We start from the raw sequence: 22,450 nt of genomic DNA on the forward strand, positions 1-22,450 counted from the left end.
GGGGTTAGACCCTAGGTAGTTTTGCGTGAAGCCTCTTCACGCCCCCAATTACATGTTGCGCCGGTATTGCCCGCCCACTTCAAACAGCGCGTTCGTGATCTGGCCAAGCGAGCAAACACGCACGGCGTCCATCAACACTTCGAACACGTTCTGGTTGTCGATCACGGCCTGCTGCAGGCGCTTGAGCATGGCTGGCGCCTGCGCCTCATTGCGCTGGTGGAAGTCGGCCAGGCGCTTCAACTGGCTCTGCTTTTCTTCATCCGTCGAGCGCGCGAGTTCGAGCTTGTCCTGCACCACATCGCCATGCGGGTTGCGGAAGGTGTTCACGCCCACGATGGGCAGCTCGCCCGTGTGCTTGAGCATCTCGTAGTGCATCGACTCGTCCTGGATACGGCCACGCTGGTAGCCCGTTTCCATCGCGCCCAGCACGCCGCCACGCTCGGCGATGCGCTCGAATTCGGCGAGCACTGCTTCTTCAACGAGTTCCGTCAGCTCCTCGATGATGAACGCGCCCTGGTTCGGGTTCTCGTTCTTTGCCAGGCCCCACTCGCGGTTGATGATCAGCTGGATGGCCATCGCGCGGCGCACGCTGTCTTCGGTCGGCGTGGTGATCGCCTCGTCGAATGCGTTGGTGTGCAGCGAGTTGCAGTTGTCGTAGATCGCAATCAGCGCCTGCAGCGTGGTGCGGATGTCGTTGAACTGGATCTCTTGCGCATGCAGCGAGCGGCCCGACGTCTGGATGTGATATTTGAGTTTTTGCGAGCGCTCGTTCGCGCCGTACTTCTCTTTCATCGCCACGGCCCAGATGCGGCGCGCGACGCGGCCCATCACCGTGTATTCCGGGTCCATGCCGTTGGAGAAGAAGAACGACAGGTTGGGCGCGAAGTCGTCAATGTGCATGCCGCGCGCGAGATACGCCTCGACAAACGTGAAGCCGTTCGACAGCGTGAAGGCCAGCTGCGAAATCGGGTTCGCACCGGCTTCGGCGATGTGATAGCCGGAGATCGACACCGAGTAGAAATTGCGCACGTTGTGGTGCACGAAGTACTGCGCGATATCGCCCATGACCTTGAGCGAGAACTCGGTGGAGAAGATGCAGGTGTTCTGGCCCTGGTCTTCTTTCAGGATGTCGGCCTGCACCGTGCCGCGCACATTCGCCAGCACCCATTCACGGATTTTGGCTGCTTCCGTGTCCGTCGGTTCGCGGCCGTTGTCGGCCTTGAACTTGTCGATGTTCTGGTCGATGGCGGTGTTCATGAACATCGCCAGGATCGACGGCGCGGGGCCGTTGATCGTCATCGAGACCGATGTCGTGGGCGAGCACAGGTCAAAGCCTGAATACAGCACCTTCATGTCGTCGAGCGTGGCGATCGACACGCCCGAGTTGCCGACCTTGCCGTAGATGTCCGGCCGCGGATCGGGGTTGTTGCCGTACAGCGTGACGGAGTCGAACGCGGTGGACAGGCGTTTCGCATCCATGCCCGAGCTGAGCAGCTTGAAGCGTGTGTTGGTGCGGAACGCATCGCCTTCACCGGCGAACATGCGCGTGGGGTCTTCGTTCTCGCGCTTGAACGCGAAGGTGCCCGCTGTGTACGGGTAGCTGCCCGGCACGTTGTCGAGCATCAGCCACTTGAGGATTTCGCCGTGGTCTTCGTATTGCGGCAGGCTCACCTTGCGGATCGTGGTGCCCGAGAGCGACTTGCTCGTGAGGGCCGTGCGGATTTCCTTGTCGCGGATCTTCACGACGTATTCATCGCCCGCATACGCTTTCTGCAGGTCGGGCCATTGCTTGAGCAGGTGCTGCGCATCGCGGTCCATGCGCGACTGGCGCTGGCCGGCAAGGTCCAGCGCTGCTTCGGCGGCGGTGGCGCGGTCGGGCTTGTCGGCCTTCAGCATGCGCGCTGCTTCACTGAGCTGCTGCACTTCGCGCGCGAGCGTGGCCTGCTGGCGGGCGCGCTTCTTGTAGCCGCGCACCGTGTCGCTGATCTCGGCCAGGTAGCGCACGCGCGCAGCGGGCACGACGGGCGACTGGTTGGTGCTGTGGCGCACGTCCACGAGCGGCAGCGAGCCGTCGGCCAGCTTCATGCCGAGGTCGGCCAGGCGTGCCTTCAGTGCCTGGTATAGCGCGGTAACACCGTCGTCGTTGAAGCGCGCGGCCATGGTGCCGAACACCGGCATTTCCTCGGGCCGCTTCGTCCACGCTTCCTTGTTGCGCTGCACTTGCTTGGCGACATCGCGCAGCGCATCGGACGCGCCCTTGCGGTCGAACTTGTTGATCGCCACGAATTCGGCGAAGTCGAGCATGTCGATTTTCTCGAGCTGGCTCGCGGCCCCGAACTCGGGCGTCATCACATACATCGGCACATCGACCAGCGGCACGATGGCGGCGTCGCCCTGGCCGATGCCGGACGTCTCGACCACGATGAGATCAAAGCCCGCAGCCTTGCAAGCCGAGAGCACATCAGGCAGCGCCGCAGAAATCTCGCTGCCGAAGTCGCGCGTGGCGAGCGATCGCATGAACACGCGCGGGCCTTGGCTCCACGGCGATATCGCGTTCATGCGGATGCGGTCGCCCAGCAGCGCGCCGCCGCTCTTGCGGCGCGAGGGGTCGATCGAGATCACGGCAACGCGCAGCGCATCGTCCTGGTCGAGCCGCAGGCGGCGGATGAGCTCGTCAGTCAGCGATGACTTGCCTGCACCACCTGTGCCGGTGATCCCGATGACGGGCACCTTGCGCGTCGCAGCCTTGCTCTTCACCGCATCAAGCAGCGCTGCATCGGCAACGTCGGCTTCCAGCGCGGTGATCAGCTGGGCCAGCGCACGCCAGTTCATCTCGCCATGTCCGTCGATGGCTTCAACGCTCTTGGGCGCGAACGACGAGATGTCCTTGTCGCAGCGCATCACCATCTCGCCGATCATCCCGGCCAGGCCCATGCGCTGGCCGTCTTCGGGGCTGTAGATGCGTGTGACGCCATAGGCCTGCAGTTCGCGGATTTCCGGCGGCACGATCACGCCGCCACCGCCGCCGAACACCTGGATGTGCTCGCCACCGCGCGAGCGCAGCAGATCGACCATGTACTTGAAATATTCGACGTGCCCGCCCTGGTAAGAGCTGATGGCGATGCCCTGCACGTCTTCCTGCAAGGCGGCGGTGACAACCTCATCGACGCTGCGGTTGTGCCCGAGGTGGATCACCTCGGCGCCCATGCCCTGCAGGATGCGCCGCATGATGTTGATGGCTGCGTCATGCCCGTCGAACAGGCTGGCAGCGGTGACGAAACGCACCTTGTGCGTGGGGCGGTAGTTCGCAAGCGCCTTGAATTCGGCGGACAGGTCGGTCATGGGTGTCCTTCGGGAGACCGCTACATTACTTGACGTTTACGTCAACGTCAACCGGCGGAGGTTGAGCGTTGGGCGTGCGGCGTTAGGCGTGAATGCGGAATTCCTCGCTCAACGCCGAACGCCCAACGCTCAACTCCCATGTTGGGGAGGTTGGGCGATGAGCGTGCGGCGTCAGGCGTGAATGCGGAATTCCTCGCTCAACGCCGAACGCCTAACGCTCAACTTACCTTGAGTCCATCGAACCGCGGGTCGCGCGGCGGGTACCGCAGCCCCAGTAGCTTCAGCCGCTCGCGCACGATGGTGCCGATCATCAGGTTGCGGTGGGTTTTGGAGTTCGACGGCACGACGATCCAGGGCGCGATGGCGGTGCCGGTGGCGCCCAGCAGTGCTTCGTAGGCCTTCATGTAGGCCGGCCATTGCGCGCGCACTTCCAGGTCGCGTGGCATGAACTTCCAGCCCTTGGCGGGCTCGTCCAGCCGGGCCTGCAGGCGCTTGCGTTGCTCATCCCGGCTGATGTGCAGCATGAATTTCAGGATGACGGTGCCCGTCTCGGTGAGCAGCCGCTCGAAGTCGTTGATCTGGCGGTAGCGGTCGAGCGTGGTGGCGGCGGAGATGTCGCCGTTGACCACCGGCACGAGCACGTCTTCATAGTGGCTGCGATTGAAGATCATCAACTCGCCCGACGCGGGCACGTGCTGGTGGATGCGCCATAGGAAATCGTGATCCCGCTCTTCGGGTGTCGGCGCCTTCCAGCTCATCGTGCGCACGCCCAGCGGGCTCACTTCGCCGAACACGCCGCGAACGGTGCCGTCTTTGCCCGCCGCGTCCATGCCCTGCAGCACGACCAGCACGCGAAAGCGCCGGTCGGCAAACAGCGTGTCCTGCAACACGTCGATGTCGTCAGCGATCTTGCGCACCTCGTCCTTGTCGCGCGACTTGTTGCCGCTGGAGAAGGGTTGCGCGGACGGGTCGGCTAGTTCGAGCGGCCACGGCTTGCTCGATGGCGATGCGACCAGCCAGGGCCGCAGGCGCTTCGAATCTAGGGTGGTTGCGGATTTGTGCGGCATCGCCTGACCTTTCAAGTGTTGACCCGATAGTAGGCCGATCAGACTCTGCTGTGCATCAGGCTGGTTGGGTTTGCAGCGATTGATTTCGAATCGTTAGCAAGCTATCTTCACTCATCAAGTGTGCTCATAACAACCGATGGAGACAGCCATGCAGAGACGAAAATTTTTTGAAGGGACCGTGGCCGCAGCTTCAGCAGCGGCGCTGGGCGGATGCGCAGCCCCGGGCCAGGCGCAAGCGGCAGGTCGCACGCCGTTTGCCGTGCCCGCCATCACGATTCCGGTCGTGGGATCTGACGAAGTGTTCCCCGTGCGCCGCATCTACTGCATCGGCCGCAACTATCGCGCGCACTCCATTGAGATGGGCTCCAACCCGGATCGTGAGCCGCCGTTCTTCTTCCAGAAACCCACCGACGCGATTCAATATGTTGCGCCCGGCACCGTGGCGGACCATCCGTATCCGTCGCTGACGAAAAACTATCACTACGAAGCCGAGCTGGTCGCGATGATCGGCAAGGGCGGGCGCAACATTCCCGTGGCCACTGCGCTTGAACATGTGTGGGGCTACACGCTGGGCCTGGACATGACGCGCCGCGATTTGCAGCGCGCGATGGGCGACGAGAAGAAGCCGTGGGAAATTGGCAAGAGCTTCGACCGGTCTGCACCGATCGGCCCGGTGCACAAGGTGGCACAGATCGGGCACTTCGCCAAGGGTGCCATCTGGTTGAAGGTCAATGGGCAGGTCAAGCAGAACGCCAACCTGAGCCAGATGATCTGGTCGGTTGCGGAGCAGATCAGCAAGCTGTCGGAGGCCAACGAGCTGTTCCCCGGCGACATCATCTATTCGGGCACGCCGGAAAACGTCGGGCCGGTCGTGCGCGGCGATGTGATCGAAATGCATATCGATGGCCTGCCGAACCTGAGCGTCAAGATCGTGTAGAAACATGGGATGACTCCCATCCAGCTGTTCGACGCCGCGTCGAGCACTTACACCTACATCCTGGTTGACCCGGCAACGCGCGAGGCGCTGATCATCGATCCCGTCGATGAGCAGCTGCAGCGCGACCTTGACGTGTTGCGCGACAACGGCCTGAAACTCCTATGGACTGTTGAGACGCATGCCCATGCCGATCACATCACCAGCGCGGGCTTGCTTGCCGAGCATGCGGGCGCCAAGACAGCGGCACCCGACGGTTGCAACATCGGCACGGTGGCGGTGCAGCTCAAGCACGGCGACGTGCTGCGCTTTGGCAGCCAGGAACTGCGAGCCTTGCACACGCCTGGGCACACCGCGGGCAGCATGAGCTATGTATGGGACGGCAATGTATTTACAGGCGACACGCTGTTGATCGACGGCTGCGGCCGCACGGATTTCCAGTCGGGCAGTGCCACAGCGCTTTATCGCAGCCTGAACGAGGTGCTGTTTGCCCTGCCCGACGACACGGTGGTGTGGCCGGGGCATGACTACCACGGCCGCAGCAACACGACCATCGGCGCGCAGAAGCAGGGCAACCCGCGCATTGCAGGCAAGACACTGGCCGAGTTCAAGGCAATCATGGACGAGCTGAATCTGCCCAAGCCGCGACGCATTGACGAAGCGGTTCCCGCAAACCTGAGTTCAGGCCTGCGGCAGGATGCAGGTGGCGGCCCAGCCGCGCAGCCCAAGCCCGCGGTTGGCTATGCAGGCGATGTATCGGCTCATCTGGCGTATGACTGGTGGCAGGCAGGTGATGCCGTACTGGTCGATGTGCGCAGCGACGCCGAGCGCGAGTGGGTCGGCTTTGTGCCCGGTGCCGTGGCGCTCGCGTGGAAGCAATGGCCGGGCATGGCGATGAACGCGAGCTTTGATGAAGGCATCAAGGCCGCTGTGCCGCCCGGCAAGAAGGCCGTGCTGCTGTGCCGCAGCGGCGTGCGATCCATCGCGGCTGCGCGGCGCGCGACCGAACTGGGCATCGAGGCCTACAACATCCTCGAAGGCTTCGAGGGCGACCCCGACGACAATGGGCAACGCGGCAAGCGCGGCGGCTGGCGCCTGCGTGGCTTGCCGTGGCGCCAGGGCTGACAAGCCATTCCTCTCGATTCAAATTTTTTTCCAAGAGCAAGCAAGACATGCCAGTGAACCTGAACGCGCCGCAAGCGCGCGACCTGCGTCCCGTTGCGGGCCTGAAGATCGGCGTCACCGAAGCCGGTGTGCGCAAAGCCAATCGCAAGGACTTGACCGTGGTCCTGATCGATGAAGGCTCGTCGGTGGCCGGCGTGTTCACGCAGAACCGCTTTTGCGCCGCGCCTGTGCAGGTGTGCCGCGAGCATCTCGCCAAGGGCGGCATTCGCGCGATGGTGATCAATACCGGCAACGCCAATGCCGGCACGGGCGAAGAAGGCCTGGCACGCGCGCGTGCGACGTGCGATGCGCTGGCGCAAAAGCTCTCGCTGTCTGCCGAACAGGTGCTGCCTTTCTCGACCGGCGTGATCATGGAGCCGCTGCCTGTCGATCGCATCACGGCAGGCCTCGACGCTGCGATTGCCGATGCGAAGGCCGACAACTGGCTGCGCGCCGCCGAAGGCATCATGACCACAGACACGATCGCCAAGGCGTTCAGCGCGCAGGCGACGGTGGGTGGCGCGACGATCACTGTCACGGGCATCAGCAAGGGCGCGGGCATGATCCGGCCGAACATGGCGACGATGCTGGGCTTCATGGCGACGGACGCGAAGGTGGACCAGGCGGTGATGCATCAACTTGCGTTCGAGCTGGCAGAAGGCTCGTTCAACCGCGTGACGGTCGATGGCGATACGTCCACGAACGATTCATTCGTCGTGATTGCGACGAACAAGGCGGCGAATGCGCCCGTCACTTCCCTCGACAGCGATGCTGGCAAGGCGTTGAAGCAAGCCATGCTCGGCGTTGCGCGCCAGCTCGCGCAGGCGATCGTGCGCGATGGTGAAGGTGCGACCAAGTTCATCACCGTGCAGGTGGATGGTGGCAAGACGCAGCAGGAGTGCCGGCTGGTTGCGTATGCAATCGCGCATTCGCCACTCGTGAAAACGGCGTTCTTCGCCAGTGACCCGAACCTGGGTCGCATCCTGGCCGCGGTGGGCTATGCCGGCATCACCGATCTCGACCAGACAAAGATCGACCTGCATCTGGACGACGTGCATGTTGCCGTGAAGGGCGGGCGCAACCCCGCTTACCGCGAAGAAGACGGCCAGCGCGTGATGAAGCAAAGCGAGATCACGGTTCGTGTCGGCCTGGGCCGTGGCGACGCGAGCGACACGGTATGGACGTGCGACTTCAGCCACGAGTACGTGACGATCAACGCCGATTACCGTTCCTGAGCGGTTCAAAAGAACATCATGAACGAAAAGTTCGAACACCTGATCGAGCGGGCCGCGCAACTGCTCGAGCGCATCGAGGCGATTCTTCCGCAGCCCCTCACGGCGCCGGACTGGTCGCAAGCCGTTGCATGGCGCTACCGCAAACGCTCGTCGGGGCACGGCGCGCTCGAACCTGTGCGGCACATCGCGTCGATCTCGTTGGCGGACCTGAAGGAGATTGAGCCGCAAAAAGAGAAGATCCAACGCAATACCTTGCAGTTCGTCAATGGCCTGCCGGCCAACAACGTGCTGCTCACGGGCGCGCGCGGCACGGGCAAGTCGTCACTGATCAAGGCGTGCCTGAACGAATACGCAGCGCAGGGCTTGCGTTTGATCGAGGTCGACAAGGCCGACCTGGTGGACTTGCCCGATATCGTCGATGTCGTCTCGGGCGAGCCGGAAAAGTTCATCGTGTACTGCGACGACCTGAGCTTTGAAGATGGCGAGCCGGGCTACAAGGCGCTGAAGTCGATTCTTGATGGCTCGGTTGCGGCGGCAACGCCAAATGTGCTGATCTACGCGACCAGCAACCGGCGGCACTTGTTGCCCGAGTACATGAAGGAAAACCTCACGTACACGCACACTGAGGATGGCGAGGTGCATCCGGGTGAGGTGGTGGAGGAAAAGATTTCGTTGTCAGAGCGGTTTGGTTTGTGGGTGAGTTTTTATCCGTTCACGCAGGATGAGTACCTGACGATCACGGCGCAGTGGTTGTCGTCGTTTGGCGTGAAGCGTGAAGCCATCGATGCGGCGCGGCCCGAGGCGCTGGTGTGGGCGCTGGAGCGCGGCTCGCGCAGCGGTCGCGTGGCCTACCAATTCGCTCGCGACTACGCCGGACGGCATGGCAACTGAGATTCTTGTTGCCCACGGCGACCGGCCACGCGAGGGCGGCCCCAACCGCAAGCAAGTCGAAGTCGCAGTCGGTGTGCTGCTGCGCGCAGACGGAGCCTTCCTGCTCACGTCACGGCCAGCCGGCAAGGTGTACGAGGGCTATTGGGAATTCCCGGGCGGCAAGGTCGAGGCGGGCGAGTCGATTGAGCAGGCGCTGCGGCGCGAGCTGATCGAAGAGATCGGCGTGACCATCGGCGCGGTGCATCCGTGGCGCGTCGAGCTGGTCGACTATCCGCATGCGCTCGTGCGGCTGAACTTCTGCAAGGTCTACGAGTGGAGCGGCGAGCTGCACATGCACGAAGGCCAGAGCTTCTCGTGGGAGACATTGCCGGTGCGTGTGAAGCCGGTGTTGCCGGGAACGGTGCCGGTGCTGGCGTGGTTCGCGCAGGAGCGCAGCTTTGAAGGTGCCACGCACGAGCCCGCGACCTGAGGCCCGCGCGCGCAGCCGCCTAGTGCACCTTCGGGTCGCCAAACGGCAGGTCGTCGGGCGGTGTGGGGTCTGGCACGCGGAAGTTCTCGCTGGCCCAGGCGCCGAAATCCATGCTCTTGCAACGATCGCTGCAGAACGGCCGGAACGGGTTGGTGGACGCGTAGATGCTGTCGCCTCCGCAGGCGGGGCATCTCACGATGCGCGGCTTCACGACAGGTTCGCTCGCCGACATCTCAGGAGCAAAGCGTGAGTTCGAATTGCGCGTCGTCGGTGCTGACGGCGAGGCGATCGGGCGCTTCCTGCTTCATCAGGCGCACGGAGACCATGAGGCGGTTGCCGCTGATTTCCGGCACGAGGCCCATGGCCGGGTCCAGGCGCAGGCGAAGCAGCTGGAAGGTGCGGCCCTGCGGCAGGTTCTGCTGCAGCTGGCCATGCGCGGCGACGACTTTTTGCGGCGTGCCGGAGTCGCGCAGCAGCTTCAGCAGCAGGTGAATCGATTCGGCCAGCGTGCCCAGCGGTGCGGCCCAGTTTTCAAGGTCGCTCTGGCGGTCAGCGGCGTCGCGATGCTGCCAGGCGTAGTAGGAAGGCAGGTCGAATTCGCAGGTGCCGCCGGGAATGCCGACGCGGCTGCGAATGCTCATCAGCCAGTCGTTCTCGGTGAGCGACAGGCCTGCCTTGCCGGGGGTGGTGTTCAGGGCGTTGAAGTAGCGGTCGAGCTTGCCCGTGATTTCGTCGAGCACGTCTTCCGAGATGGCCGGGTTGCCGCGATACGCATTGAGGATCTGCTTTTGCTTGTCCAAGTCCTTCATCACGTCGGACTTGAGGTCGGCGCGGGCTGCCACGTCCATCACTTCGAAAATGGTGGCGAGCGCGTAGTGGTGATCGATGGGGTGCGAACGCGGCACCAGCTCGCTGAGCCGGCGGAACAGGTGCTCAAGCCGCAGGTAAGTGCGGATGCGTTCGTTGAAGGGGTATTCGTAGAGGATCACGCGGCGAGGGCCTTCACCACAAAGCGCCCAATCATAGCCCCAAGCGGCGCGCGGCCTGTTCCACGATGTCACCCAGTTCAGCCAGCGAGATGCCGTCGTTGCAGATGACGATGTCCGCAGCCGCCAGGCGCGCGGCGCGAGTGGCTTGGGCGGCCATGATGGCGCGAACTTCGTCGGCTTTCAGGCCGCTGCGCGTCATGACGCGGTCGACTTGGGATTGCGGCGAACAATCCACCACCAGCACGCGATCGACCTGGGAGCGCCACCGGCCCGATTCCACCAGTAGCGGAATGTCAAAGACGATGCAGCGCGCGCCGCGGGCCAACGCAGCCTGCACCTGGCGCGCACTTTCCTGCCCGACCAGCGGGTGAATGATCGCTTCGAGCTGCCTTCGCGCCTGCGGATTGGCGTAGGCGTGATCGCGCATGAGGGCGCGATCGAGTGCCCCTTCGGCCGTGATGAAGCTGGCGCCAAACTGCTGGCGGATCGCCTCGATGGCCGCGCCGCCGCTGGCCGTTGTCGCGCGCGAGATGGCGTCTGCATCAATCGCCGCTGCACCGCGCGCGGCGAGCAGCTGGAGCACGGTGCTCTTGCCGCTGCCGATGCCGCCCGTCAGGCCGATACGCATGCCGGCTGCCTCTTCAATACTTGTCAAAGGGGAAGGCGAACGCGAAGTACTCGTGAAAGCCCTGCGGCCCGAGGATCATGGCGACGAGGCCCGTGGCGGCAAGGAACGGGCCGTACGAAATCTTCACCTGCAAGTTGGCGATACGGCCGGCCAGCACTAGGCCGACACCCACGATAGAGCCCACGATGGACGACAGCAGGATGATCGCGATCAGGTACTCGCCGCCGAACCAGGCGCCTAGCGCCGCGAGCAGCTTGAAGTCGCCATAGCCAAAGCCTTCCTTGCCCGTGAGCAGCCGGTAAGCGTGGAACACGATCCACAAGGCCAGGTAGCCGAACACGGCGCCCCAGACGGCCGATACGAGGGTGACGGGTGTGAGCTTCAATGCCGCAGCAATCAGGCCCAGCCAGAGCAGCGGATAGTTCAATGCGTCGGGCAGCATCATCGTGTCGACGTCGATGAGGAACTGGCAGATGAGGATGCAGCAGAAGGCTATCCAGAAAGCAGCCGCCAGTGAGACGCCAAAGCGCGCCACGCAAAACGCGAAGAAGCCGGCCGTGACCAGTTCGACGATGGGATAGCGCACGCTGATCCTAGCGCTGCACGACGCGCATTTGCCGCGCAGCGCCAGCCAGCTGATGACGGGAATGTTCTGGTACCAGTGGATAGGTGCGCCGCAATGCGGGCAGCGTGAGCGGGGCTTCGACAGCGTCAAGGCGGGCAGGGCGCGCACGTCTGCAAGGGCAGCGGTTGCGGCATCTGCGAGCGGTTTGGGCTGGGTGGACGCGGGCCCGAACACGAGCCGCCACAGACCCGGGATGCCGTCGGCCGGGACGAGCTCGTCAAGGTAGTTATCGAGCCAGTCGCGGTACATCATCATCGGCAGCCGGTAGATGACGACATTGAGGAAGCTGCCCACGAGTAGGCCTATGACGCCCGCCAGTGCAGCGTCCACCAATGGGGAAACGATCATTTCTTCAGACGACCTGGCCCAGCTTGAAGATCGGCAGGTACATCGACACGACGATGCCGCCAATGAGCGTGCCCAGGAACACGATGATGATTGGCTCCATCAGGCTTGAGAGGCCAGCCACCATGTCGTCCACCTCGGCTTCATAGAAGTCGGCTGCCTTGCCCAGCATGTGGTCGATCGAGCCGGATTCTTCGCCGATGGCGCACATCTGCAGCACCATGGTCGGGAACACATTGGCGTTGGTCATGGCCACCGTCAGGCTGGTGCCGGTGGACACCTCGGTCTGGATTTTTTCCGTGGCCATGGCGTAGACGGAATTGCCGGACGCGCCGCCCACGGAGTCAAGTGCTTCCACGAGTGGCACGCCCGCGGCAAACATGGTTGCCAGCGTGCGCGTCCAGCGCGCGATGACCGACTTGTAGACGAGGTTGCCGAAGACGGGCACCTTGAGCATAAGCCGGTCCATGAACATCTGCACCTTCTCGCTGCGCTTCCACGCCTGCATGAAGAAGTAGAGGCCGCCGCCGATGCCGCCGAAGATCAGCCACCACCACTTGACGAAAATCTCGCTCAGCGCAATCACGAACAGCGTCGGCGCGGGCAGGTCGGCACCGAAGGACGAGAACACTTCCTTGAAGGCCGGGATCACGAAGATCATGATCACCGCGACCACGACGAACGCCACCACGACCACGGAGATCGGGTACATCAGCGCCGACTTGATCTTGGACTTGATCGCCTCGGTCTTTTCCATGTAAATCGCCAGGCGGTCGAGCAGCGCTTCAAGAATACCGGCGGCTTCGCCTGCTTCGACGAGGTTGCAATACAGGCTATCGAAGTAAAGCGGATATTTGCGGAACGCTGCGGAGAGTGACGTGCCTGTCTCGACGTCAGTGCGGATGTCGTTCAGCAGCTTGGTGACGCTGGCATTGGCGTTGCCGCGGCCGACGATGTCGAAGGCCTGCAGCAGCGGCACACCGGCTTTCATCATGGTGGCCAGCTGGCGCGTGAAAATCGCGATGTCCTTGGGCTTGATCGACGCGCCCGAGCGCATGCGGCGCTTCTTGACCTTGTTGGGCGTGATGCCCTGGCGCCTGAGCGCGGCCTGCACCTGGTTTTCACCTGCCGCGCGTGTCTCGCCGCGGACCTGCTTGCCATTGCGGTCACGCCCTTCCCATTCGAAGACGAACTCGGTGACCTTGCTGACTGCGGCCGTTGCCATGCGCTTGCTCCTTAGACTTTATACATTGGTGCAGCCCAGCACCTCTTCGAGCGAGGTCACACCGAGCTTCACCTTGTGCAGACCCGATTGGCGCAGCGAGCGAACGCCTTCTGCCTGCGCCTGCGCCGCGATGTCCATGGCGCTGCCGTCGGCCAGAATGATGCGCTGGATTTCATCGCTGATCGGCATGACCTGGTAGATGCCGACGCGGCCCTTGTAGCCGTTGTTGCACATCGTGCAGCCGACGGGCCGGTAGGGCGTCCAGGAGCCATCGACTTCTTCTTCTGTGAAGCCGGCGTCGATCAGTGTCTCGTGCGGGATATCGGCTGGCGCCTTGCAGCTCGGGCACAGGCGCCGCGCCAGCCGCTGGGCCGTGATCAGGATCACGCTCGACGCGATGTTGAACGGCGCGATGCCCATGTTGCGCATGCGCGTCAGCGTGGTGGGTGCGTCGTTGGTGTGCAGGGTGGACAGCACCATGTGGCCCGTTTGCGCGGCTTTGATCGCGATGTCGGCGGTTTCAAGGTCGCGGATTTCGCCGACCATGATCACGTCCGGATCCTGACGCAGGAACGATTTGAGTGCCGCCGCGAATGTCAGGCCCGCCTTGTCGTTCACGTTGACCTGGTTGATGCCTGGCATGTTGATTTCCGACGGGTCTTCGGCCGTCGAGATGTTCACGCCAGGCTTGTTCAGGATGTTCAGGCAGGTGTAGAGCGACACCGTCTTGCCTGAACCGGTCGGCCCAGTGACCAGCACCATGCCGTACGGCCTGGCCACTGCATCGAGCAGGCGCTTTTTCTCGTCGGGCTCGTAGCCCAGCGCTTCAATGCCCAGGCGCGCGCTGGACGGATCCAGGATACGGATCACGATCTTTTCGCCAAAGAGCGTGGGCAATGTGCTGACGCGGAAGTCGATCACGCGATCGGGGCCGACCTTCAGCTTCATCTTGCCGTCTTGCGGCACGCGCTTCTCGGAGATGTCCATCCGCGAGATCACCTTGATGCGCGAGGCGAGCTTGTCCTTGATGGCAATGGGTGGCGAGGCGATCTCGCGCAGCTCGCCGTCAATGCGAAAGCGCACGCGGTAGTTGTGCTCGTACGGCTCGAAGTGCAGGTCCGATGCGCGCATGCTGAAAGCGTCGAGCAGCATCTTGTGCAGGAACTTGACGACTGGCGCGTCTTCGACTTCAGAGGCGGCGACCTCTTTGTCTTCGTCGCCCGCCTCCATGGTGGACTCGTCGAACTCGAAGTCGTCACCGATGATGCTGTCCATCGCCTCGGTGGCGCTGGTGGTGTTCTGCTCCACCATCTTGGTGAGCTTGTCGTATTCGGCAATGATCCAGTCCACACCCATCTGGGTGGAGAACTTGATGCGCTCGGCGGCTTGTGAATCAGACGGGTCGGCCGTGGCGACGATCAGGCGGTTGCTGCGCTTGGACAGCACGATCACGCGGAACTGCTGGCAGACCTTGTTGTCGAGCAGGTTCTTGGGCAGCCGGGTCAGGTCGATCGCGTCAAGGTCGAGCAGCGGTGCGCCAAATGCGGCGGACATGGTGTGGGCCAGGTCCGAGGCGGAGACGGCACCCGAGCCTGTGAGCTCCTGGATGAAGCTCACCCGGTTGGTCTGCGCCTTGCGCGAGATGTCTTCGGCGGATTTCTGGCCCAGCTTGCCAGCGGAAATCAGGGCGCGTGCGAGCCCTGGCAATGCCATTGCTTGAGGTTCTGCGGCTACAGGATCGACGGCTGCCATTGGAATGACGAATACTCTTTAGAAACAGTCCGCGCCAGCACGGGGCGCACTACGCTGTCTGATCATCGCTCATTGGCCCAGCCCTGTAAATCTTCTCAGCTGTTGCCCGCCTGCGGGAGTTGGAACAATGTCACGTCGGCATTGGTGCCATCGTGTTACCAAAGGTAGGACGTTTGACGTGCGGCGCCGCCATGACCAGCGCGGCGCGCACCACGGGCGCGTCCTGCGGACCCGCCATCGTGAGCGATTCAATCTGATCCGATGGCAGGCCGCACACCACTGCATCGCGCGCGGTCATCACGCACAAGGCGCTCGTCACGCGGTCGTCGAGCAGCAAGGCGCGGCCCGCGTCGAGTGGGTTGGTGAAAGCCGCTGCGACCTGTTGACCGCTTACCCACAGGCCCCGCCTGGTGGCCACGCCGTTGCAGCCCAGTGCCGCCGCCCGCTCAAGAATTGACTTGTCAGACGGTTCATCCGCCTGTGTTGCGCACAGGACCAGATGCACCGGGATGCGGCCGTCCCCAGGTACCGCGGCGCGGATGATTTCCTCGTACACGTGCGGCGCGTTCTGGATGCCGACCTGCGGCTGCGAATTCATCTCGATGATGCAGGCGCCGGTCTCCAGCCACGAGCGTCGGATATCAGCTATGAGCAGGTCGACGCCGGAAATATCGAGGCGAATCGCGCGTGTCGCTCGCACGGCGAGCGCCAGGTTGTCGGGATGTGCATCTTCGACGGGAACAAGCGTCTGGATGCCGCCTGCCGAGATGTTGTTGCGTCGTCGCAGCACAACGAAAGCGCCCTGCGCAGGAATGTCATGCGCAGCGAGCCCCTGTTCCTGTAGCAGCCCGTTGGCTTCACTGTCGAGTGCCAGAAGCTCGCGCCCCGACTGTCGCCTGATGCGCACCGCGCGTTCGGTCATCTGCGAAGCGGCGATGAGCTGGGCGACGCTCTGCCTGCCGTCGCCGGTGACGCCGCCGGCGCGCCGATGCAGGATCTTCACGACGCGATCGTGAAGCACTGTCAGGCGGTAGTCTTCGCCAAAGTGATGCTTCTCGACGAGCACCCGGCTGGAGAGCGCGCTCGCGCTGGCGAAGGCCCGTCGCACGCCGGCCTCGTCCCTGAGCCCTGCCTCTACGCCGCGGCCCTGGTCGTGGTCGTCTGGCTTGACCACCACGGGCCAGCCAAGCCGCGCGGCAACCTGGAGTGCTTCGCCCTCATCCTTTGCGAGCTCGTGAACCGGTACGGGCAGACCGTGCAGCGCAAGCACGTGCGCCGTCATGGTCTTGCTCTTGGACATCTTGACGCCCATGGACGGGGTGCGGTCAGTGATGGTGCTGTTGAACCAGCGTGCACGATGCCCCTGACCGAAACAGAACGTGTCACGGCTGATGCGCAGGCTGGGAATACCGCAGGCATGGGCGGCAGCCATCAAGTGGAAGTTGTTGACACCCACGAGCGCATGCTTTTGCAGGCGCCCAAGCAGTGACTCAAAATCGGCTCGCACACGTGCGATAGAACTGGCAGACGGGGACGGCGTGCCGATCAGGCTGTTGACCGCCTCGCGCATCCAGCGAAACGCCAGCGTGGTTGCTTCCGGTTCAAAGGAAGGCACTGCGACATCGAACGCCGCCTGGTCGGCATCGATGGCGGCAATGTAGTAGGGGCCGAAGACGGGGATCTTTTGCTGGCGCTGGACACAAAGGTGCCAAAGAACGATGCGCTCGATCAACCCTAGGCGTGGGTCAGATGCGGGGACCGAAACGGTGCCTGGCGACTCAAGCAGCGTGCCGAAAAGTTGGTCGATTGCGCTGAAATCAAGTTGTTGGGGGATGGTGGTGCTGATGCGCGCCACAAGGCCTGACTGCGTGACCGCGAAACCTGCACCTTGTAGGGGACGCCAACTCGCGGTCAGATGCAACCCGTACGAACTGGAGGGGGGTGAAGGCATACGGCTCGCGTATCTGTTCGCACAACCTGTTTGCACACTTGTGGAAACTGGTCGGGGTGAGAGGATTCGAACCTCCGGCCTCTACGTCCCGAACGTAGCGCTCTACCAGGCTAAGCTACACCCCGTTCTGCGTGTCAGCGTCGCCATCTTGGACAAGATCGCAACGAAGCAGCAGTTCAGCCTTTAATTGTAGCAAATCGCGCTTATCAAAATTCGGGGGAAATTGGAACTTGGACGCGGTGACCGAGGAATTTGGGCCGGACGGTGCCGCTGCGCTGGACTTTTACCTGGCCCCGCATTCGGACGACGTCTGCTTTTCGATCGGTCAGCTAGCGCACTCGCGCGGAGCTGGCATGTTGTGCACGGTGTTCACCGTCACCGCTTACCAGGCGGGCCGCAGGCAACTTGTCGCCGACGACATCCGCGCGACGACCCGAATTCGCATCGCTGAAGATGCATCCTTCGCGCAACGATGCGGACTTGTTCCCCAGTGGCTGTCGTTTCCTGATGCGTTCGCACGCGGGCAACCGCCGTTTGACGCTGCGCCAGCGGGTGAGGTTGCGCGGCAAATAGCAGAGGTCGTGATGAGGGCGATTCTCGCCCCTACCATTGGCCGCGTGACCCATCCTCGCCCTTGGTTGTTCTGCCCGGCGGGTATTGGCGGCCATGTAGACCACCTGGCTGTCACGACGGTCGTGATGGACAACATCGACCGGTTGAGTCCGCTGTACCGGATTGCTTTCTACGAAGACCTGCACTACGCGTCAAAAGCCGATGTGAGAGCCAGCGGTGTGACTCGCCTGAAGGAGCTCGCTGGTGACCGCTCGCTCGCGCGTCGCGTGATTGCGCTGGCCGACGAAGCTGCGCAGCTGTCGAAGATGGAGCTGGTGCGGCTCTATCCGTCGCAGCTGACTGCCCGAATCGATTCCATCGAAGCCTACTCTCCGGCGGTGGCGCCACCGGCCATGCCCCACGAGGCGGTGTGGGTGCTTCAGGACGACATGCACCACCTGCCGGGGTAGTGGCGAAACGCGTCCCGGAGCAGGGCGGTCTCCACACTGTCATCGCGCAGCGATTGCATGAAGAGCGAATCTGGCTGGTGCTGCTCGAGCGGCGTCGCCTGTTCCTGCCTGCGGCGCACGCAGATGCGCGGAATCTCCTGCCGCACGGCGTCGAGCATGAGGTGAAGGTCTGCCATGTTGGGGTGGGCCCAACGCGCCAGGTCGATGTCGACCAGGCTCGAATGGAAGGCGAGGACGCCTGTGCCCAGCTCATCGACGTGCGAATCGAATCCGAGTGCCTTGCGAAAGTGGATGACCTCCCGGTCGCGGACATACGACGCCAAGGGTTGCCGGTAGATGGCGCCGTGCAGCCCGACAATGGCCCTGTAGTGGTGCCGCCGTAGCGCAGCCGACAGCACTTTCACGTAGTCCTGCGCATACAGGATGTCATCGTCGAACGTGAAGAAAAGGCATGGTTCGCGATAGGCTTTGAGGGCCAGGAACTTGCCCGACGTGCCCAGCACTCTTTCGCCCGACGTTGGCAGTATGCAAACGAGCTTTGGAATGGAGGCGAGCTCCTGCGGAATCTTGACCTGCTTGTCGAGATACAGATAGAGGCGGTCGACTTGGGCAAGGATGCCCGGCAACGCGACACGCAGCGTGTCGATGCGGCTCGGCATGGTCGCCATTCCGCCGATCCTGGGCAGCAGCTGAGCGGGTATTCGAAGGTCGGACGAACGCATGCCCGCGTGCTGGCGGCAACCGGTCAGTTGCGCCGCTGGAGCAATTGGCCCGCCAGATCAAGCAGGCCGGCGCTGTAGGCGTTGACGGGCAGGCACCGGGCCGCGTCCATGGCCCGTTGTGCTTCAGCCGCCGCAGCTTGGCGTGTCGCTTCAAGCGCGCCGGTTGCGCGAACGATGGCAACAATGTTGTCGAGATCGGTCAAGCCCCCGGTTTCGATGGCGTGGCGGATCAACTCGCGCTGTTCGCTGGAGCCGCGCTGCATCGCAGCAATCAGCGGCAGTGTCGCCTTGCCTTCGCGCAAGTCGTCACCGAGGTTCTTGCCCATCTCGCTGGCGTCGCCGTCATAGTCGAGCATGTCGTCGATGACCTGGAAGGCTGTGCCTAACGCCTGGCCGAATGTGGCGCACGCTTGTTCCACGCGGGAATCTGCGCCCGCCAGAACGGCGCCCAGCCGGGCGCTGGCCTCAAACAATTTGGCGGTTTTGGACCGGATGACCAGCAGGTACGCCTCTTCGTCCAGCGAGGCGTCGTGCATGTTCATCAGCTGCAGCACTTCGCCTTCGGCGATGACGTTGGTCGCATCGGCCAGGATTTCCATGATGCGCATGTCGCCCGCATCCAGCATCATCTGGAATGCGCGCGAATACAGGAAGTCGCCGACCAGCACACTCGCCGGGTTGCCGAAGCTTTCATTGGCAGTCGCGCGTCCGCGCCGCAGAGTCGATTCGTCGACCACGTCGTCGTGCAGGAGCGTTGCGGTGTGGATGAACTCGACCACTGCGGCCAGGTTGAAGCGTTGGTCGCCCTTGTAGCCAAGGGAGCCGCACACCATCAACAGCAGCGCGGGCCGCAGGCGCTTGCCACCCGCGCTGATGATGTAACGCGATACTTCGCCGACCAGCGGCACGGCCGACTGGAGCCGACGGGCGATCACGGCATCGACCTGGTCCATGTCGGCGGCGATGAGGGAGAGCACGGAGCCCGAACTGGCGGAAGGAGCGGTCAAGGGCAAGGAAAGTAAAGGGTTCTGGCGATTATAGAAACCGGCCTGATCACGTCGCGCTGCGGTGATTGTGAGTGGTCACAAACCAAGCTATAATCGCGGGCTCACCGGAAATCCGTCCGGTGGGTATGAAAAGAAGCGCGAGCGTGCTGAAAAGCATTGCAAGCGTTTCGTCTCAATTTCAGAGGTCATCATGTACGCGGTCATAAAAACCGGTGGCAAGCAGTATCGCGTTGCTTCCGGCGAAAAAATTAAAGTAGAACAGATTGCTGCGGACGTAGGCCAGGAAATCGTGATCGATCAGGTTCTCGCCGTCGGCAACGGCAGCGAAATCAAGGTTGGCACGCCCCTGGTGTCCGGCGCTACTGTCACAGTCACCGTGCTGTCTCACGGCAAGCACGACAAGGTTCGCATCTTCAAGATGCGCCGTCGCAAGCACTACCAGAAGCGCCAAGGCCACCGCCAGCAGTTCACTGAACTGCAAATCGGCGCAATTGCCGGTTAAAAGCCGGTTCAGGAGCTAAGAAATGGCACAGAAAAAAGGCGGCGGCTCTACGCGAAACGGGCGGGATTCCCAGCCCAAGATGCTTGGCGTGAAGGCTTTCGGCGGTGAACTCATCAGCGCTGGTTCCATCATCGTGCGCCAGCGTGGCACCAAGTTCCACCCTGGCACGAATGTCGGTTTGGGCAAGGACCACACCCTTTTCGCCCTGGTCGATGGCCATGTGGCGTTCAAGGTCAAAGGTTCGCTGAGCAAGCAAACCGTCAGCGTTGTTCCGGCCTGAGCCGTTACTTCGCGCGGCGCCCAGGCGCCGTTCCTGATTTCGCGAAGCCCCGACCAACGTCGGGGCTTTGTTTTTTATACTGGCCCTTCCATGAAATTCGTCGACGAAGCCTTCATCGACATCGCTGCAGGCGATGGCGGCAACGGCTGCGTGTCCTTCCGCCATGAGAAATACAAGGAGTTCGGCGGGCCGAACGGCGGCGATGGTGGACGAGGCGGTCACGTGTTCGCCGTGGCAGATCCCAACCTCAACACGCTGGTCGACTTTCGCTATGCCAGGCGCCACGACGCCAAGCGCGGCGAGCATGGAATGGGCTCCGACATGTTCGGCGCGGCCGGTGACGACATCACTTTGAAGATGCCAGTCGGCACGATCATTACCGACGCAGAAACTGGTGAAGTCCTCTATGAGTTGCTCACGCCCGGCGAAGTCATCACGATCGCCAAAGGCGGCGATGGCGGCTTCGGCAACATGCGCTTCAAGAGTGCCATCAATCGTGCACCCCGGCAAAAGACACCCGGCTGGCCCGGCGAGAAAAAGAGCCTGAAGCTCGAACTCAAGGTGCTTGCCGACGTCGGCCTGCTTGGCATGCCCAATGCAGGCAAGTCCACGCTCATCACCGCGATTTCCAATGCGAAGCCCCGCATTGCAGATTACCCCTTCACCACGCTGCACCCCAATCTGGGTGTTGTGCGCGTTGGGCCTGAACAAAGCTTCGTCGTGGCCGATCTGCCGGGCCTGATCGAAGGCGCATCCGAAGGCGCGGGCCTGGGCCACCAGTTCCTGCGCCACCTGCAACGCACGCGCCTTCTGCTGCACATCGTGGACCTTGCGCCCTTTGATGGCGTCGATCCGGTCGCGCAAGCCAAGGCCATCGTCCTCGAGCTGAAGAAGTACGACGCCGGTCTTTACGAAAAGCCGCGCTGGCTTGTGTTGAACAAGCTCGACATGGTTCCTGACGACGAGCGGGCCGCGCGCGTGAAAGACTTCGTCAAGCGCTTCAAGCACAAGGGGCCTGTATTCGAGATTTCCGCGTTGACGCGTGAAGGCTGCGAGCAGTTGATCCGCGATGTCTATCGCCACATCAAGTCACTGCAGGTGGCCGAGCAGCCACCGGTGTATGTTGACCCGCGGTTTTCTGGCGAGGCAGCCGAATGATTGACGCCAGCGGCAAGGCGTCGTCAGGCGTCTTGCCTGAGGCGCGACGCATTGTTGTCAAGGTTGGATCGAGTCTTGTCACCAACGAGGGTCGCGGCCTCGACGAACAGGCGATCGGCGAGTGGTGTCGCCAGCTGGCCCTGCTCGCGAAGGACGGCCGCGAGGTGATCATGGTGTCCAGCGGCGCGATTGCTGAAGGCATGAAGCGCCTGGGCTGGAAAGTCCGTCCGCATGAAGTCAATGAACTGCAGGCCGCTGCGGCAGTCGGGCAGATGGGCCTGGCGCAGATGTACGAAACCAAACTTCGTGAAAACGGCATGGGCTCCGCCCAGGTGCTGCTCACGCATGCGGATCTGGCAGACCGTGAGCGGTATCTCAACGCGCGATCCACGCTCATCACGTTGCTGCGGCTCGGCGTGGTGCCGGTCATCAACGAGAACGACACGGTCGTCAACGACGAAATCAAGTTTGGTGACAACGACACGCTTGGTGCACTTGTCGCCAACCTGGTCGAGGCCGACGCACTGGTCATCCTCACCGACCAGAAGGGCCTCTACAGCGCCGACCCCCGCAAGGACCCTGCGGCAACCTTTATCAGCGAAGCCCGCGCCGGCGATCCTGCGCTCGAAGCGATGGCGGGCGGTGCCGGCTCGAACATCGGCAGTGGCGGCATGATCACCAAAATCCTCGCGGCCAAGCGTGCGGCAGGTTCGGGCGCATCGACAGTGATTGCGTGGGGCAGGGAGCGCGACTGTCTGTTGCGGCTGGTTGGCGGCGAAGCAATCGGCACGCTGCTTGTCGCACCGACGCAAAAGAGTCAGGCCCGCAAGCAGTGGATGGCCGATCACCTGCAGATGCGTGGGGCCGTGGTGGTGGACGAAGGCGCCGCCGCCAAGGTGCGCGCCGAGGGCAAGAGCCTGCTGCCGATCGGCATGATGCAGGTCGAAGGTGATTTCTCGCGCGGTGACGTGATCGCCGTGCGCGATCCGTCAGGCGTGGAAGTGGCGCGCGGGCTTGCCAACTACGCCAGCGCCGAAGCGCGCCTGCTTTGCCGCAAGCCTTCCGGCGACATCGAGAAGCTGCTGGGCTACGTCGCCGAGCCGGAAATGATCCACCGCACCAACCTGGTCGTCACTCGCTAG

Annotated in this window: 21 protein-coding genes, 1 tRNA gene and 1 pseudogene; 11 read left to right on the plus strand and 12 right to left on the minus strand. The window is 63.0% G+C overall.

Translation table 11 applies throughout. From position 1 onward, the window contains the following. Positions 1 to 48: 48 nt before the first annotated feature. Entirely contained in the window at positions 49 to 3,342 is a 3,294-nt protein-coding gene (gene icmF, locus GHT07_RS10090) for a fused isobutyryl-CoA mutase/GTPase IcmF (protein WP_153584955.1), read from the minus strand. 218 nt (positions 3,343 to 3,560) lie between these two features. Continuing rightward, positions 3,561 to 4,409 carry a PPK2 family polyphosphate kinase gene (locus tag GHT07_RS10095; RefSeq protein WP_153584956.1) on the minus strand — a complete coding sequence of 283 codons (849 nt, stop codon included), beginning with the start codon at positions 4,407 to 4,409 and terminating at the stop codon, positions 3,561 to 3,563. Positions 4,410 to 4,557: 148 nt separating this feature from the next. Here GHT07_RS10095 and GHT07_RS10100 point away from each other — a divergent pair, with 148 nt between their 5' ends. The 6 genes and pseudogenes from GHT07_RS10100 to GHT07_RS10120 all read left to right on the plus strand — a co-directional run bounded on the left by GHT07_RS10100 (position 4,558) and on the right by GHT07_RS10120 (position 9,102). Further along, on the plus strand, positions 4,558 to 5,346 hold the full coding sequence (locus GHT07_RS10100; protein WP_228488277.1) for a fumarylacetoacetate hydrolase family protein: 789 nt from the start codon (positions 4,558 to 4,560) through the stop codon (positions 5,344 to 5,346). Between the two features lie 9 nt (positions 5,347 to 5,355). Then, positions 5,356 to 5,856: pseudogene (locus tag GHT07_RS21455) on the plus strand (MBL fold metallo-hydrolase); the annotation flags it as partial. Positions 5,857 to 6,030: 174 nt separating this feature from the next. Then, positions 6,031 to 6,468: a rhodanese-like domain-containing protein gene (locus GHT07_RS21460; RefSeq protein WP_228488289.1), complete on the plus strand. Its 438-nt coding sequence runs from the start codon at positions 6,031 to 6,033 to the stop codon at positions 6,466 to 6,468. Between the two features lie 47 nt (positions 6,469 to 6,515). Further along, positions 6,516 to 7,742 (plus strand): bifunctional glutamate N-acetyltransferase/amino-acid acetyltransferase ArgJ, encoded by a 1,227-nt coding sequence (gene argJ, locus GHT07_RS10110; protein ID WP_153584959.1) that lies wholly within the window; start codon positions 6,516 to 6,518, stop codon positions 7,740 to 7,742. Between the two features lie 18 nt (positions 7,743 to 7,760). Beyond that, complete coding sequence (locus tag GHT07_RS10115) at positions 7,761 to 8,633, plus strand: ATP-binding protein (protein ID WP_153584960.1); 873 nt, start codon at positions 7,761 to 7,763, stop codon at positions 8,631 to 8,633. Beyond that, a complete protein-coding gene (locus GHT07_RS10120) occupies positions 8,623 to 9,102 on the plus strand; it encodes an NUDIX domain-containing protein (RefSeq protein ID WP_153584961.1) in 480 nt (159 codons plus the stop codon). The genes GHT07_RS10115 and GHT07_RS10120 overlap by 11 nt, the downstream gene beginning before the upstream one ends. 19 nt (positions 9,103 to 9,121) lie before the next feature. On the opposite strand, the gene GHT07_RS10125 is transcribed toward GHT07_RS10120, so the two are convergent. From GHT07_RS10125 to GHT07_RS10160, 8 genes are all read right to left on the minus strand, one after another. Then, a complete protein-coding gene (locus tag GHT07_RS10125) occupies positions 9,122 to 9,334 on the minus strand; it encodes a DNA gyrase inhibitor YacG (RefSeq protein WP_153584962.1) in 213 nt (70 codons plus the stop codon). A 1-nt stretch (position 9,335) separates the two neighbouring features. Then, on the minus strand, positions 9,336 to 10,091 hold the full coding sequence (gene zapD / locus GHT07_RS10130; RefSeq protein ID WP_323740874.1) for a cell division protein ZapD: 756 nt from the start codon (positions 10,089 to 10,091) through the stop codon (positions 9,336 to 9,338). 31 nt (positions 10,092 to 10,122) lie between these two features. Further along, a complete protein-coding gene (gene coaE, locus GHT07_RS10135) occupies positions 10,123 to 10,719 on the minus strand; it encodes a dephospho-CoA kinase (protein ID WP_153585124.1) in 597 nt (198 codons plus the stop codon). A gap of 13 nt (positions 10,720 to 10,732) precedes the next feature. Then, on the minus strand, positions 10,733 to 11,692 hold the full coding sequence (locus GHT07_RS10140) for a prepilin peptidase (RefSeq protein ID WP_153584964.1): 960 nt from the start codon (positions 11,690 to 11,692) through the stop codon (positions 10,733 to 10,735). A gap of 4 nt (positions 11,693 to 11,696) precedes the next feature. Then, complete coding sequence (locus GHT07_RS10145; protein WP_153584965.1) at positions 11,697 to 12,914, minus strand: type II secretion system F family protein; 1,218 nt, start codon at positions 12,912 to 12,914, stop codon at positions 11,697 to 11,699. Positions 12,915 to 12,932: 18 nt separating this feature from the next. Then, a complete protein-coding gene (pilB, locus tag GHT07_RS10150) occupies positions 12,933 to 14,666 on the minus strand; it encodes a type IV-A pilus assembly ATPase PilB (protein WP_153584966.1) in 1,734 nt (577 codons plus the stop codon). Between the two features lie 130 nt (positions 14,667 to 14,796). Continuing rightward, positions 14,797 to 16,521, minus strand: a complete 1,725-nt coding sequence (locus GHT07_RS10155) for an acetate--CoA ligase family protein (protein ID WP_153584967.1) — start codon at positions 16,519 to 16,521, stop codon at positions 14,797 to 14,799. A 144-nt stretch (positions 16,522 to 16,665) separates the two neighbouring features. Further along, positions 16,666 to 16,742 (minus strand) — tRNA-Pro (locus GHT07_RS10160). A 114-nt stretch (positions 16,743 to 16,856) separates the two neighbouring features. On the opposite strand from GHT07_RS10160, the gene GHT07_RS10165 reads away from it, so the two are divergent. Next, positions 16,857 to 17,639 (plus strand): PIG-L family deacetylase, encoded by a 783-nt coding sequence (locus tag GHT07_RS10165; protein ID WP_323740891.1) that lies wholly within the window; start codon positions 16,857 to 16,859, stop codon positions 17,637 to 17,639. Here GHT07_RS10165 and GHT07_RS10170 read toward each other — a convergent pair. Then, positions 17,609 to 18,307 carry a hypothetical protein gene (locus GHT07_RS10170; protein ID WP_153584969.1) on the minus strand — a complete coding sequence of 233 codons (699 nt, stop codon included), beginning with the start codon at positions 18,305 to 18,307 and terminating at the stop codon, positions 17,609 to 17,611. The two genes, GHT07_RS10165 and GHT07_RS10170, sit on opposite strands and share 31 nt — an antisense overlap. Positions 18,308 to 18,384: 77 nt before the next feature. Continuing rightward, on the minus strand, positions 18,385 to 19,314 hold the full coding sequence (locus GHT07_RS10175) for a polyprenyl synthetase family protein (RefSeq protein ID WP_194792903.1): 930 nt from the start codon (positions 19,312 to 19,314) through the stop codon (positions 18,385 to 18,387). Positions 19,315 to 19,558: 244 nt separating this feature from the next. Here GHT07_RS10175 and rplU point away from each other — a divergent pair, with 244 nt between their 5' ends. From rplU to proB, 4 genes are all read left to right on the plus strand, one after another. Continuing rightward, a complete protein-coding gene (gene rplU, locus GHT07_RS10180) occupies positions 19,559 to 19,870 on the plus strand; it encodes a 50S ribosomal protein L21 (protein ID WP_028259151.1) in 312 nt (103 codons plus the stop codon). Positions 19,871 to 19,892: 22 nt separating this feature from the next. Next, a complete protein-coding gene (gene rpmA / locus GHT07_RS10185) occupies positions 19,893 to 20,150 on the plus strand; it encodes a 50S ribosomal protein L27 (RefSeq protein ID WP_153584971.1) in 258 nt (85 codons plus the stop codon). A 90-nt stretch (positions 20,151 to 20,240) separates the two neighbouring features. Beyond that, positions 20,241 to 21,308, plus strand: coding sequence for an Obg family GTPase CgtA (cgtA, locus tag GHT07_RS10190; RefSeq protein WP_153584972.1), 1,068 nt, complete (start codon positions 20,241 to 20,243; stop codon positions 21,306 to 21,308). Further along, positions 21,305 to 22,450, plus strand: coding sequence for a glutamate 5-kinase (gene proB / locus GHT07_RS10195; RefSeq protein ID WP_153584973.1), 1,146 nt, complete (start codon positions 21,305 to 21,307; stop codon positions 22,448 to 22,450). Before cgtA ends, proB begins: the two co-directional genes overlap by 4 nt.

It is taken from the genome of Caenimonas koreensis DSM 17982 (assembly GCF_009646335.1).
In the GTDB taxonomy this organism is placed as follows: domain Bacteria; phylum Pseudomonadota; class Gammaproteobacteria; order Burkholderiales; family Burkholderiaceae_C; genus Ramlibacter; species Ramlibacter koreensis.